General features: G+C 58.9%; 13 protein-coding genes and 1 pseudogene. 11 read left to right on the top strand and 3 right to left on the bottom strand.

The window, feature by feature from the left end:
• From ACRXB1_RS16905 to ACRXB1_RS16885, 5 genes and pseudogenes are all read left to right on the top strand, one after another.
• Window positions 1–332 (top strand): annotated as a pseudogene (locus ACRXB1_RS16905) (hypothetical protein); the annotation flags it as partial.
• A 244-nt stretch (window positions 333–576) separates the two neighbouring features.
• On the top strand, window positions 577–729 hold the full coding sequence (locus tag ACRXB1_RS16900; protein ID WP_162916086.1) for a hypothetical protein: 153 nt from the start codon (window positions 577–579) through the stop codon (window positions 727–729).
• A gap of 603 nt (window positions 730–1,332) precedes the next feature.
• The gene (locus ACRXB1_RS16895; protein WP_174363841.1) at window positions 1,333–1,620 is read left to right on the top strand and encodes a hypothetical protein; all 288 of its coding nucleotides are present in this window, start codon (window positions 1,333–1,335) and stop codon (window positions 1,618–1,620) included.
• Window positions 1,621–1,812: 192 nt separating this feature from the next.
• Window positions 1,813–2,754 (top strand): 3-hydroxyacyl-CoA dehydrogenase family protein, encoded by a 942-nt coding sequence (locus tag ACRXB1_RS16890; protein ID WP_062171906.1) that lies wholly within the window; start codon window positions 1,813–1,815, stop codon window positions 2,752–2,754.
• On the top strand, window positions 2,747–3,379 hold the full coding sequence (locus ACRXB1_RS16885; RefSeq protein ID WP_062171910.1) for a flavin reductase family protein: 633 nt from the start codon (window positions 2,747–2,749) through the stop codon (window positions 3,377–3,379). Before ACRXB1_RS16890 ends, ACRXB1_RS16885 begins: the two co-directional genes overlap by 8 nt.
• Window positions 3,380–3,384: 5 nt before the next feature.
• Here the strand turns inward: ACRXB1_RS16885 and ACRXB1_RS16880 are convergent, their stop codons facing one another.
• Window positions 3,385–5,361, bottom strand: a complete 1,977-nt coding sequence (locus tag ACRXB1_RS16880; RefSeq protein WP_449492625.1) for a methyl-accepting chemotaxis protein — start codon at window positions 5,359–5,361, stop codon at window positions 3,385–3,387.
• Between the two features lie 362 nt (window positions 5,362–5,723).
• Between ACRXB1_RS16880 and ACRXB1_RS16875 the strand changes: the two genes are divergently transcribed.
• The 4 genes from ACRXB1_RS16875 to ACRXB1_RS16860 all read left to right on the top strand — a co-directional run bounded on the left by ACRXB1_RS16875 (window position 5,724) and on the right by ACRXB1_RS16860 (window position 9,885).
• Complete coding sequence (locus ACRXB1_RS16875; protein ID WP_062003539.1) at window positions 5,724–6,902, top strand: quaternary amine ABC transporter ATP-binding protein; 1,179 nt, start codon at window positions 5,724–5,726, stop codon at window positions 6,900–6,902.
• Window positions 6,895–7,797 carry a choline ABC transporter permease subunit gene (gene choW, locus ACRXB1_RS16870; protein ID WP_062003541.1) on the top strand — a complete coding sequence of 301 codons (903 nt, stop codon included), beginning with the start codon at window positions 6,895–6,897 and terminating at the stop codon, window positions 7,795–7,797. The genes ACRXB1_RS16875 and choW overlap by 8 nt, the downstream gene beginning before the upstream one ends.
• 46 nt (window positions 7,798–7,843) lie before the next feature.
• Window positions 7,844–8,857 carry a GlxA family transcriptional regulator gene (locus ACRXB1_RS16865; RefSeq protein ID WP_086380707.1) on the top strand — a complete coding sequence of 338 codons (1,014 nt, stop codon included), beginning with the start codon at window positions 7,844–7,846 and terminating at the stop codon, window positions 8,855–8,857.
• Between the two features lie 119 nt (window positions 8,858–8,976).
• Window positions 8,977–9,885, top strand: a complete 909-nt coding sequence (locus tag ACRXB1_RS16860; RefSeq protein ID WP_372237047.1) for a choline ABC transporter substrate-binding protein — start codon at window positions 8,977–8,979, stop codon at window positions 9,883–9,885.
• Between the two features lie 26 nt (window positions 9,886–9,911).
• On the opposite strand, the gene ACRXB1_RS16855 is transcribed toward ACRXB1_RS16860, so the two are convergent.
• The gene (locus ACRXB1_RS16855) at window positions 9,912–11,018 is read right to left on the bottom strand and encodes a GlxA family transcriptional regulator (RefSeq protein ID WP_449492624.1); all 1,107 of its coding nucleotides are present in this window, start codon (window positions 11,016–11,018) and stop codon (window positions 9,912–9,914) included.
• Between the two features lie 62 nt (window positions 11,019–11,080).
• Between ACRXB1_RS16855 and ACRXB1_RS16850 the strand changes: the two genes are divergently transcribed.
• Complete coding sequence (locus ACRXB1_RS16850) at window positions 11,081–11,389, top strand: hypothetical protein (RefSeq protein ID WP_449492623.1); 309 nt, start codon at window positions 11,081–11,083, stop codon at window positions 11,387–11,389.
• Window positions 11,390–11,607: 218 nt separating this feature from the next.
• On the opposite strand, the gene ACRXB1_RS16845 is transcribed toward ACRXB1_RS16850, so the two are convergent.
• A complete protein-coding gene (locus ACRXB1_RS16845; protein ID WP_075358231.1) occupies window positions 11,608–11,892 on the bottom strand; it encodes a hypothetical protein in 285 nt (94 codons plus the stop codon).
• A gap of 310 nt (window positions 11,893–12,202) precedes the next feature.
• Here ACRXB1_RS16845 and ACRXB1_RS16840 point away from each other — a divergent pair.
• Window positions 12,203–12,939 (top strand): serine dehydratase beta chain (locus tag ACRXB1_RS16840; RefSeq protein WP_449492622.1); only part of this gene is annotated, 737 nt, incomplete at its 3' end.

The following is a 12,939-nucleotide window of genomic DNA, read 5'->3' as shown; positions in this document are numbered from 1 at the left end:
TGTACGGAGCGCCGACGCTCGATCTGTTCGCCGAGGATACCGAGCGCGCCACGCTCCAGGCGTTGAACACGGACATCCGGCAGTGCACGCTGCCGGGCTTCGAATTGCCGGACGTGTTCATGGCGGCGGTGGAGGCTGTCTCGTCGATGGAAGACGCGCAAGAGCACTTGGCATCGATACGCGCGACGCGGCACGAAGCAAGAGAGGACGATACTGCCGGTTGTAGTCAACCCGAAGCCCCCGCCAACGGCGAATTGCCGCTGGCGTCAGCCGATCCCTCGAACACGGAACCGCACACCGGCTCCCGAAAAAGCTCACCGCGGGTTGACTAGGACTCGGGCCGCCACTCTCGCGGCTTACACTTTCCTGCGTTGAATCCATCCGTGTAGGAAACCCAGCCGCAACAATCCGGTAACCCTTACTGTTTTTGCGGTCTTGATACTACTCTGTCGTTGCTAAAACGCATTGATGTAGAAAAACTACGAAGAAAATGTTGCGTTGCGCTAGGAATCCGTCAGTGAAAACCCTATAATCATGCCTAAGGGATAACCCTGAACCAACCAACCGGAGTTTGACATGAGCTACCTCTTCGCACTGCTGCAAAAAATCGCATCGCTGTTTGAATCGCCGCATCTTCCGATGGACTCGGACTATTCGTACCAAGCCCGCCAAGCCGAAGCTGAGCGCGTTCGCAAGGCACGTGGCACCGTTTTCGGTATTCGTCTGTGAGCTGTCGCGAAAGCAGCGCGGACCGCGTCGAAATTTGATCATGCCGTTGTTTTTTGCTTGACATGAAATTTTCGTAGTGCGGTCCGCCTGTTTTCTTAGAGTTTAAATGATGTAGTTTTTCTAGCTTGGAAACGTTTTACCGATAGCCTGGTTGTCTCCGCGGCCATCGTCACAAATTCCCCGCTTCATCGGCGTTGCTTCGTGCGCTTTCCGTTTCGCTTTCCCCACCGTATCGATTTCCCATACTCGCTTGGACGAGGCCTGATTCACGCCGTCGATTACAACCACATAACGGATCAGGTTACTGAAATCGTTCCGTAATATGTCGTACGAAAAACGTGGTTTCATATTTTCGTTGCTTACACGCTGCGCCAAAAAAACAGTGGCCCGCCGCCGTATATACGTCCTGAAAGTCAATTCAATCAACAGCTTGCAAACTTTACGACCAAGCTCGGACTGTTCTTTCCGTTGATACGAACACTTACAAGCCCTCACGTCGTGCAATCTGCGGCGTGGCTAAAGTGGTTTTAACGACGCGGCACTGGCACAACACATCCCCACGTTCACCGCGCGTCTTGTGAGAAGCTAAAAAGGAGAATAGTCATGAAAACATCACGCACGATCATCGCTGCCTTGCTTGCCGGCGGCGCGTTAATGACGGGCACGGCGGCATTTGCTCAGGTCGACAACGGCATGATTCACGGACCGGCCATGCAGCAAACCTACGGCGAGCCCCACATGATGAAGACCGCCGTGGTGATCAACCTCGGCTGGCACGGCGACCGCTATTGGGACGGTCATCGGTATTGGCAGCGCGACGAATGGATGCGCCATCACCCGCACGATCAGGGTCCGCACCACCCGCCGCATGATGACCGCCACCATGACTGATCTCACGGGCTGAGATCAGACCGAGATGCACGGCAAAAGCCGGCTTCCTGAAAAGGCCGCCGGTTTTTTTTCGCCCTGGATTTGCCGCTCCGATGCACGTCACGGCCGTTTGGCCGAGGCGCGGGTTTCAGGCCGCTACGCTATCCTAGCCGGCAAGGGTTGAATGATCGGCTTAAAAACAGCGGAGAGAAATTGAATCAGATCACTATCGGCGTGGTGGGCAGTGGCCTCATGGGCGTTGGCATTGCAACACAGGCGGCGCTGCACGGTTACCCGACCATCGTTCATGACATCGATGCCGCGCGGCTGGCGTCGGTGCAGGCAAAAGCAGAGGCAATCCTTGACGAACTGATCGACGCCGGCGTTTTCCATGCGGACGATAAAGCGGTTGTCCTCGGGCGCATTGAAACCACGGACAAGCTCGAACGTGTGGCGACGGCGGGGTTTATCGTGGAAGCGATTCCCGAATTGCTCGAACTGAAAAACCGGACCTATAGGGCGCTCGAACCGTTACTGCGCGACGACGCCATCTTTGCCAGCAATACCAGCGGTTTTCCGCCCGATCTTCTCGCGCAAGTGCTGGAAAACAAGGCTCGGTTCGTGATTGCGCATTTCTGGAATCCACCGCATACCATCCCGCTCGTTGAAGTCGTACCGGGTACAGAAACCGATCCCGAGGTCACACGCCGCACGGCAGATTTGATGACGGCCATCGGCATGGAACCCGTTGTGCTGACAAAGGCTATTCCGGGCTTCGTTGGCAACCGGCTGCAGTTTGCCGTGTTGCGAGAGGCGCTGGCTATCGTGAGGTCGGGCGCGGCGACCCCGGAAGTTGTCGATGCCGTGATGAAAGCGTCGCTCGGCCGGCGTTACGGCATGGTCGGACCGCTGGAAAGCGCGGATCTGGGCGGGCTCGACACGCTGCTCGACATCGGCTTGCATTTGATGCCCGAACTTGCGAAGGATGAAGACGTCCTGCAGCTGATGCGCGAGCGCGTGGAAAACGGTCACGTGGGCGTGCGCAGCGGGCAGGGCTTTTATGATTGGGACGATGCACACCACGCGCGCGTGAAGGCGGGGCGCAAACGGCTGATCCATCACACGGCAAAGCAGACCAGGAAGAATCATGAATGACAGCAGCAATACCTCCGGCACACATTTCTACCACCCCGACGAAGGACATCAGCTTCGACACGATCCGTTCAAGGCGATCGTTGCGCCGCGGGTGATCGGGTGGATATCAAGCCGGGATCCGAACGGCCGCGTCAACCTCGCGCCGTACAGCTTTTTTGGCGCGTTCGCGACGTTCCCGTACATCATCGGGTTCTCGAGCGAAGGGTACAAGGACAGCATCACGAACATCGAGGAAACCGGCGAGTTCGTGTGGAACCTGTCGAGCAGGCCGCTCGCCGAGCAGATGAACAAGACATCCGCGCCGGTCGCGCATGAGGTCGATGAATTTGAACTCGCCGGGCTGACCAAGGCGCCGGGCGTGAATGTGAACGTGCCGCACGTGGCGGAGTCTCCGGCGGCGCTCGAATGCAAGCTTCTGCAGATCGTCCGGCTGAAAGCGCTGGACGGCACGCCAATGAACAACTGGCTCGCGCTCGGCCAGGTGGTCGGCGTGCATATCCGCCGTGAGTTCCTGAAGGACGGCATCTTCGATACCGCCGCCGCGCAGCCAATCATGCGGGCGGGATATCGCGGGGACTACGCCGCAATTGGCGAGATGTTCGAGATGATCCGGCCGACGTCGTAGGTTGATCAGACCCGGAACACGCTCACCGCGCGGTTGAGCGCTATCGCATGTTCGAGCAGTTCAGCGGTTGACTGTTCCGCTTCGCCGACCAGCGCCGCATTCTGCTGCGTCGCTTCGCCGATCTGCGCGACCGCGAGATTCACCTGCTCGATACCGCTCGATTGCTCGCGCGACGCCACGCTGATTTCACCGATGATCGCGTTCACCCGCGCGACGCGTTCCACGATTCCGGTCATCGTGCCGCGCGCTTCTTCGGCGATCCGGTAACCATCGGCGACCCGGCCGACCGATTCCGCGATCAACCCCTCGATCTCCTTCACGGCGGCAGCGCTGCGTTGCGCAAGGCCGCGCACTTCGGACGCCACGACAGCAAATCCCCTGCCGTGTTCGCCGGCGCGCGCCGCTTCGACGGCCGCGTTCAACGCCAGGATGTTCGTCTGGAACGCAATGCCTTCGATCACGGAGGTGATGTCCGAGATCTTGCGCGCTGATGCATCGATTGCGCTCATCGTGGTGACGACGCGGCTCACCGCTTCGCCGCCCTCACGTGCCGCTTCGCTTGCCGATGCCACCAGTTGATCCGCCTGCGCCGTATTGGCGGCGTTTTGCTGCACTGTCGATGTGATCTGTTCCATGCTCGCGGCCGTCTCCTCGAGACTGCTGGCCTGCGTCGCGATGCGCTGCGAGATGTCGCTGCTGCCGGCCGCGATCCGTCCGGTGCCATCCGACATGTCTGCCGATGCACTGCGCACTTGCGTGACGATACGCGCCAGGCCCGTCGCGATGCCATCGATTGCGATCATCAACCGGCCGACGTCGTCTTCGCGCGTGGTGGCGAGGCGCACGCTGAGATCGCCCGCGGCGATCTGTTCGCACGCGTGCGTGACGTGTTCCAGCGGTTGCGTCACGAGCTTGCGCACGGCAAAAAGCAGCACGGCGACCAACCCGGCGATCACGAGCAACCCCAGCACCAGGAAACGATGGCGCATGGCTCGCATATCCGCGAGAAGTTCATCGCGATACGCAATTCCGCCGATCACCCATTGCCATTCGGGCACTGAGCGAAACACGATCTCCTTCGCGCCGCCATGCACTTGCGGGTTCGCAAGCTCGGGCGTGGAAGGGGCATCGAAGGAAAGGCGGCCTTCTTTTGCGTCCAGCATCTGCTTGAACGGCGCGATGCGTTCATCGGCTGTCTGGAGCGCCGTGCCGGTCGAGTCGCCTAAGCCCGGATGCACCAGAAGCTTGCCGCGATTCGGCCCGCTCGATGCATCGATGACAAAGAAGTAGCCGTTCTCGCCGACCTTCAGATCGCGAATGTTCTGCTGCAGCGTGGCGATCTCCGCCGTAATGTCCACGCCCACGAACAACGCGCCGATCACGCGGCCCGATGCATCGGCGACGGGTTTGTACTCGGTGATGTACTGCTTGCCGAACAGCGACGCCATGCCGGTAAATCGCTTGCCGCCCACGATGAGCGCATATGCCGGGCTCTTGCGGTCGAGCAGCGTCCCGATCGCGCGCTCGCCATCCTGTTTTTTCAGCGAGGTCGTCACGCGCACGAAATCGTCGCCGCTTCGCGCAAACACGGTCGCAATCGCGCCGCTGCGTTCGAGGAACTGATCGGGAATCGAGAAATCGAGGTTCATCGGCTTGTCGCCGGCTTTAAATGTCGGCGTCGCCAGTCCGCCGATATCGACCTTTTGCGCTTCGTCCAGCGCAAAATCCGTCGGGAGGAAGCTCGAAAACAGCGTCATGGCGCGTTCGACTTCTGCGGTGACGGCTTTGTCGTAGAGACGGATCATCGTGCCGATTGCACGGTTATCGTCGTCCATGCGGTCGAGCGCCTGGGCATCGATCTCCTCGCCGGCCGAATGGGTGACCGCAATGGTGAAACCGGCGACGACCATGGCCGCAAGAACGCACGCAAGAACAGCGAACTTCGCACCGGCACTTGCCCGGCGGAGGTTGAATTTCGACATAGTGATTTCTGAGATACATGTAGGGAATATGAAGGGTTAACGGCAGCGAGGCGGCATTCTTGACCTGAAACGACTGTTCGCAATGCTTCCGGGTCTCGGGAGAAGGCTGAAAGCTGCCTGAAATTCGAAGAAAAGCGCGGCCACTTGCTCTGGCGCGACATCCGAAAAACCCCACAAAATCGCTCTCGATCGCGCGCAAACCCTTTCCCAACAAGGCTCCGTCTTTTTTTCGTCGAAAAAAAGCAAATCGAGGTGTCGTATTTCCACATGTGAGCGTCGGAAATAGTCGGCAACCCGCACTTTTTTCTGGCAACTATGTATGCAGAGCGCGGACGCACGTCCGCCAACCAGGAGAGCGTTCGATGAAATCCGAAAAGGTCGTGGTCGAAAACCTGTGCAAGGTCTTCGGTACGAGCCCGAAGCAGGCGATCGACATGCTTGCCGGCGGCGCAACGAAAGAAGAGGTCTTTGCCAGGACCGGCCAGATTGTCGGCGTCCACAACGTGTCCTTCGACGTACGCGAGGGCGAGATTTTCGTGCTGATGGGCTTGTCGGGTTCCGGCAAGTCGACGCTGATCCGGCTGATCAACCGGCTGGTCGAGCCAACCGTGGGTAAGGTCCTTATCGACGGTCGCGATGTGGCGTCTGTCCCGCGCTCGGAGCTGACATCGCTCAGGCGCAAGGACATGAGCATGGTGTTCCAGTCGTTCGCGCTGATGCCGCAACGCACGGTTTTATCGAATGCGGCGTTCGGACTGGAAGTGGCGGGGATCGGACGCAAGGAACGCGAAAAACGCGCGATGGGCGTGCTCGAACAAGTGGGTCTTGCGCCGTTTGCGCAGAAGCTGCCCGCGCAGTTGTCGGGCGGCATGCAGCAGCGCGTGGGTCTTGCACGGGCGCTGGCCGTGAACCCGTCGCTGATGATCATGGACGAGGCGTTCTCCGCACTCGATCCGCTCAAGCGCAAGGAAATGCAGAACGTGCTGCTCGATCTGCAGCGCGAACAGCAGCGCACGATCATGTTCGTGTCGCACGATCTTGAAGAGGCGCTGCGCATCGGCACGCGCATCGCGATCATGGAAGGCGGCCGCGTGGTCCAGATCGGCACGCCGCAGGAAATCATTTCGAATCCCGCCGACGACTATGTGCGCGCGTTCTTCGACGGTATCGACACAAGCCGTTATCTGACGGCCGGCGATCTCATGCAGACCGATGTCGTGCCGTTGATGAGACACGGCTCGCAGATCGATGCATCGAGCGTCTCGCAAGCGCTCAACGGCAGCGCCGACTACGCGTTCGTGATGGACCAGGAACGCAAGATCCGCGGTTTCGTGTGCCGCGATTCGGTGGGACAGGCATCGCCGGAAATCAACGTCATTGAATGCATTCAACGCACGACGCCGCTCGATGTGGTGGTCAGCCGCGTGGTCGCAAGCCGCGCACCGCTGCCGGTGGTCGACGCGGACGGATCGTATTGTGGTTCGGTCAACAAGACGAACGTCCTCAAGGCTCTGACTCGACATAGAGGCTCCCATGTCTGAAATTATTCCGCTCGGCAGTTGGGTCGATCACGGCGTCAAATATCTGCTCGACCACGATGCAAAAACCTTCGATGCGATCGGCCGGGTTATCGAGAGCTTCGCAGCGATGGTCGAACACGGGCTGCAAGCCATCCCGATGTGGCTGATGATGGCGATCTTTGTCGGCATCGGCTTATGGCGGGTCGGCTGGCGCTTTGCGCTCTTCGTGTTGTTGTCCCTGCTGCTGATCTATGCAACCGGCTTCTGGGACGAGATGGTGATCACCCTTGGCCTGACGCTGTCGGCGACCTTGATCAGCTTGTTGCTTGGCATTCCGCTCGGCATCTGGACGGCGAAGAGCAGGACCATCGAGACCATCGTGCGTCCGGTGCTCGACCTGATGCAGACCATGCCCGCGTTCGTGTACCTGATTCCGGCTGCCATGCTGTTCGGCCTCGGCCGCGTTCCAGGCATCCTGTCCACGGTCATCTTCGCCATGCCGCCCGCCGTGCGTCTCACATCGCTCGGGATCAAGCACGTGAATCGCGAGATCGTGGAAGCGGGTCAGGCGTTCGGATGCACGCCTTGGCAATTGCTTTACAAGGTGCAGTTCCCGAACGCGTTGCCGTCCATCATGACCGGCGTGAACCAGACCATCATGATGGCTTTGTCCATGGTGATCATCGCGTCCATGGTCGGCGCCGGTGGTCTCGGCAACGACGTGCTCGCAAGTATTCAGCGGCTCGATATCGGGCTCGGGTTTGAAAGCGGCTTGTCGGTGGTGTTGCTTGCGATCATCCTGGACCGCATTACGGAAAGCTTCGGCCGTTCGCCGGGTATGGCGCGCGCACCGCTGCTGTCAGGAATTCGCAGTGTCATGCGTGTGCGGCGCACGCCGGCTGCGCAACAAAGTTGAGTTTTTTGCAGGGCACGCGGTCAAATCAGCCAAGGATAAAAACCCGATGAAGCGAGACGCGATGGTGCCGGACCGGATTCATCCAGCGAGTCAACCGTCTGACTCGCCGTTATCGAAGCTGTCGCACTTCGGGTTTTTGACGCTGCCGAATTTTTCGATGATCGCCTTTACGAGCGCTATCGAAGTATTACGGATGGCTAACTATGTTGGACGCACGGAGCACTACACATGGTCGGTGATCACGCCTGATGGCGAACCGGCGCGTGCAAGCAACGGCATCACGGTGAAGCCGACGAGGACGCTTGCCGAAGCGGGCATGCCGGATGTATTGATCGTGTGTGCGGGCTGGCATGTCCGCGATTACGTGAACGACGACGTGATTGCGTTGCTGCAGCAGGTCGCACAGCAAGGCATACCGCTAGGCGGCATATGCACGGGCGCATATGCATTGCTGGCGGCCAATCTGCTCGATGGCTACAGATGCACCGTGCATTGGGAAGATATGTCGCCGCTGCACAAGAGCTATCCTCATGTGCGTTTCGCCGATGAAATCTTTGTCATCGACCGGGACCGCGTGACGTGCACGGGCGGCACCGCGCCGCTCGACCTGATGCTGAATCTTGTCGGCATGAGGCTTGGGCAGGCGCATGCGGCGCAGGTGTCCGAGCAATTCATCGTTGAACGGATTCGCGGCACGACCGATCATCAACACATCCCGGTGGACGCCCGTGTTGGTTTCTCGCGCGCCGAGCTGATCGAAGTCGTGCGGCTGATGGAAGCCAATATTGAAGAGCCCCTTTCCCTGGAAGAACTTGCGCGGCTCGTGAAGCTCTCGCAGCGGCATTTGCAGCGCATGTTCAAGATGTTCCTGAGCGTATCGCCAACGCACTATTACCTCACGCTGCGCCTGCGGCGTGCGCGCGAGTTATTGCGTAATAGCGATGCCTCCATTTCGCGCGTTACCGCCATTTGCGGTTTCCACTCGCCTTGTCATTTCAGCAAGGCATATCGCGCGCAATTTGGCCATGCGCCGAGTATCGAGCGCAGGCAATCGGCTTAAAGATCAGTTTTAAACGTGACGCGCCGTGTCTGGCGCGGCATTGTCGTGTCTGCAGTTTCCACATAGGGAGAAATATGAAACTTCACGGAATTGCGTCGTCGTGCGCGCTTGCGGTTTTAATGAATGTCACGATGTCCGGCGGCGCGTTTGCGGCCGACGCGGCGGCGTGCCAGAACGTGCGTTTCGCCGATGTCGGCTGGACCGATATTGCCGCGACCACGGGACTCGCGACCACTGTGCTGCAGGGTCTCGGATACAAGCCGACAAAGACGATCGCTTCCGTGCCGATTACGTTTGCGGGTATCAAGAACAAGCAGATCGATGTATTCCTCGGTTACTGGTCACCGACGATGGACCCGATTGTCCAGCCGTTCCAGAAGGCAAACCAGATCAAAGTCCTGCCCGCGCCCAACCTGACGGGCGCGAAATACACGCTCGCAGTTCCCGATTACGCGTACCAGGGCGGCCTGAAGTCCTTCAGCGATATCGCCAAGAACTTCGACAAGCTCGATGGCAAGATCTATGGCATTGAACCAGGTAACGATGGCAACGCGTTGATCAAGAAAATGATCGACTCGAATCAGTATGGCCTGGGCAAGTTCAAGATGGTCGAGTCAAGCGAAGCCGGCATGCTGGTCGAAGTGGGCCGGGCGATTCGCGAGAAGAAGTGGATTGTGTTCCTGGGATGGGAACCGCACCCGATGAATGTATCGATGAAGATCGATTATCTGAGCGGTGGCGACGACGTGTTCGGCGCGAATTACGGCGAAGCAAAAGTGCTGACGGTCACTCCGCCGGATTATGCCGCGCGATGCCCGAACGTCGCTCATCTCGTCGATAACCTGAAGTTCTCCACAGATATAGAAAATCATGTGATGACGCCGATCATGAACAAGACCGATCCGAACAAGGCGGCCAAGGATTGGTTGAAGGCGAACCCGGCGGTGCTGGATAAATGGCTGGCGGGGGTGAAGACGTTCGATGGCAAGGACGGGCTGGCGGCGGTCAAGACCTACGTATCGCAGTAAGCTTAAGTCGCGCGGGTGAATCGGTACTAGATAGCTCGCGCGCGCCCTGGAAATGTTTCATCGAAATCCGCGGCAAGTTCGAGCGTTGCGACGCTCGCCGCGTCTTCGGGCGCGGCCGAGCCGCGTTGCTCGCGATACATCATTGGCGCAAGCCCGAACTGCTTCCTGAATTCGCGGCCCAGGTGCGAAGCATCGGAAAATCCGCAACTCGAGGCAATATCGGCAACGGTTTTGTCGGAGCTGGTCAGCAACCAGGCGGCTGTGCGCAACCTCACTTGCTTGGCGTAAGCCTGTGGCGCCTTGCCCGTTTCGGCCTTGAACAACCTTTCCAGTTGCCGCGTCGATAGATCCAGTTTGTGCGCAAGTTCATCGAGCGTCAGTGAGCGTCCCACGTGCTGTTCCATCAGCAAGATTGCGCGCTTTACTTTCGGATGCGTCGCGGGCGCCAGGCCCGGCGGATGCGGTTGCGGCGCGTTGCCTTTTTGCATGTCGTCGACAAGCAAGATGCGCAGCGCCTTTTGCACTGTCGCAGCTTCGAAATGACGCAGCAGGATTGCAGCGGCAACATCGATCGATGCACGTCCGCCCGAGCACGTGATGCGCCGGTGATCCATGACGAATAACCGGTCCGCGACCAGCATTTCTTCGTTCACGCCGGGAAAACGTTCCACGAAATCCCAGTAATGAAACCAGCTTACGCAAATTCGATAACCGTCCAGCACGCCCGCGCGCATCAGGGAGAACACGCCCGTGCAAATGCCGACGAGCGTGGCGTTGGTGGTCGCGGCGCGGCGGATGAATTGCAGCGTGGCGTCGTTTGCGCCCGCGCCTGAATGCAGCAGGCCGCCCACGACCACTACGTAGTCGAATGACTCGGCTTTGTCGAATGTTTCCCAGGGCGTGATCTGAATGCCGCAACTCGCACGCACCGGTGCAAGCGTTTCGCCTATCACGCTCCACGAGCACCTGACCGGCTTGCTGAAATCGCCTTCGTCGGCGGAAAGACGCAATAAATCGACGAAGCCGGAAAAGGCCGTCAGCGTGAAATTCGGCAACAGCACAATGCCAAAGCGAATGCGCTGTTTGGCCGCCGTATCGGGCGACTGGGCGGGAAGGAGGTCAGCGGGATTCATGCGCTTGCCGTAGATGTAAAACCGAAATCAGGGAATGCGGATTCAAGAAACGCGACGCGATAATGGGCCAGCATATCACTGACATTAAGTGCTTTGAAATTTCGAATCGCCCAATAGAAAACGGCTTGCCCGGTCAAGAGCAAGCCGTCTTTGATAACCCCTGGCTGGCCAACCACTCCCGCCACAAGCTATTGACCGTCCCGGAGAACTTAATGAGCCGTGTGCGTAACGTGCTTGGCTTTCGGAAACTTGTGATGATGATGCGGCTTTGCGTACGAAACAGCCGGCGCAGCCACTGCAGCAACGATCAGAACTGCAAGGAATTTCTTCAGAAGATTGTTCATGAGGCGAACCTGATAGCGAGAGTTTGACGAGGGGTTGACGTGCGTATTGCAAAACGCCGACACAGTGTAGCTCAGCGATTCCTCAACCCGAAATGGTCGAGAACGCCTGCTGCGAAAGTGTTGTATTGCTGCCTACGTCGTCAATATCGCAATCCTCGTCGCTGTCCCGGCTTCACGAAATCTCAGTAAAAACCCTGCTAGCAGGCAAGGGAGCGCCGGCCCGGCATTCCCCGCCAGCGCATGGCTTACGAACCCGAGCCGCTTGCCGTCACGGGAGCGGCGGGACCGCTCGGGGTTGCCGTACCCATGCCGGGCGTGTTGCTCTTGCCCATCGACGAGGAGCTCTTGTGCTTCATCGACTTGTGGTGCGTGGTGCCGGTCGTGCCCGTGCCAGCGGCCTGGTTGGTGGTCTGGGCATTGTCACCCGCTTGTAAGCCGGTGGCCGAGCTCGGCGGATTGTTTTGGGCGAATGCCGTGCTGGAAACGCAAAGTACGGCGCCGATCGCGCATGCCATTGAGAAGTGCTTCATGCCTGTATTCCTTTCTGTAAGACTGGAGACGTCCATGGATCGTGTGACTTCGAACAAGCGGACGCTCACTTGCTTGCTCAAACCCTTGTTCAGCATGTGACGTGCCACCACCATCGTGGATATGTTTTCACTTGCCAGTTTCCGCCGTTGAATATCGCAAATACGCCTGATCGCGCGGCGTCATCAAACTGACTTGGCACGCTGACGTCGCCGTCCCACGTGCATGCCGTTTTTGTTCTATCGGCGGAAATTCACGTGCGGTGCAATGGCTACCTGGTGATTCCCACGCATTCCACTTTCAAGGCAAGCCATGAATGTCAGCGTCTTCGATCTGTTCAAGATCGGCATTGGTCCGTCGAGTTCGCATACGGTCGGCCCGATGATCGCGGCGTGCAGGTTTGCATCGCATATTGAAGACGCAAATCTTCTGGCGTTCGTGCGGCGCGTGCGGGTGGATCTGTTCGGTTCACTGGGCGCAACGGGCAAGGGTCATGGCACCGACAAGGCCGTGCTTCTCGGACTCGAAGGTTATCTCCCCGACTCGATCGATCCGGATGCGATCGAACCGCGTCTGCGGGCGATCCGCGAGTGCAAGACGCTGATGCTGCTCGGCAAGCATGAAGTGAAGTTCGATGAACGCGACCACCTCGGGTTTTTCCGCAAGCTGATGCCGGGCGCGCCGGGCTCGAGCGTCGTGCATCCGAACGGCATGCGCTTTCAGGCCTTCGATGAAAACGGCCAGTTGGTCGTCGAGAAAGAGTACTACTCGGTCGGCGGCGGCTTTGTGATCAACCGCGAAGGAACGCGCGTGAACGGCGTGCAATCGGGCGGCGAAGTTCCGCATCCGTTTCGCACCGGCGACGACCTGATGCGCGTGTGCCGCGAGACGGGTTTGTCGATTGCTGAAGTGACGATGTTGAACGAATGTGCATCGCGATCGGAAAGCGAAGTCCGCGAAGGTCTGCTCGCAATCTGGCGCGTGATGGCTGCATGCGTGGAGCGCGGCTGCAAGGTTCGCGGCGAATTGCCCGGGCCAATGCACGTGAA

Source organism: Caballeronia sp. M23-90 (assembly GCF_053574605.1).
The sequence above is the reverse complement of the archived record's forward strand: the minus strand, read 5'-3'. Positions and strand labels throughout refer to the sequence as shown.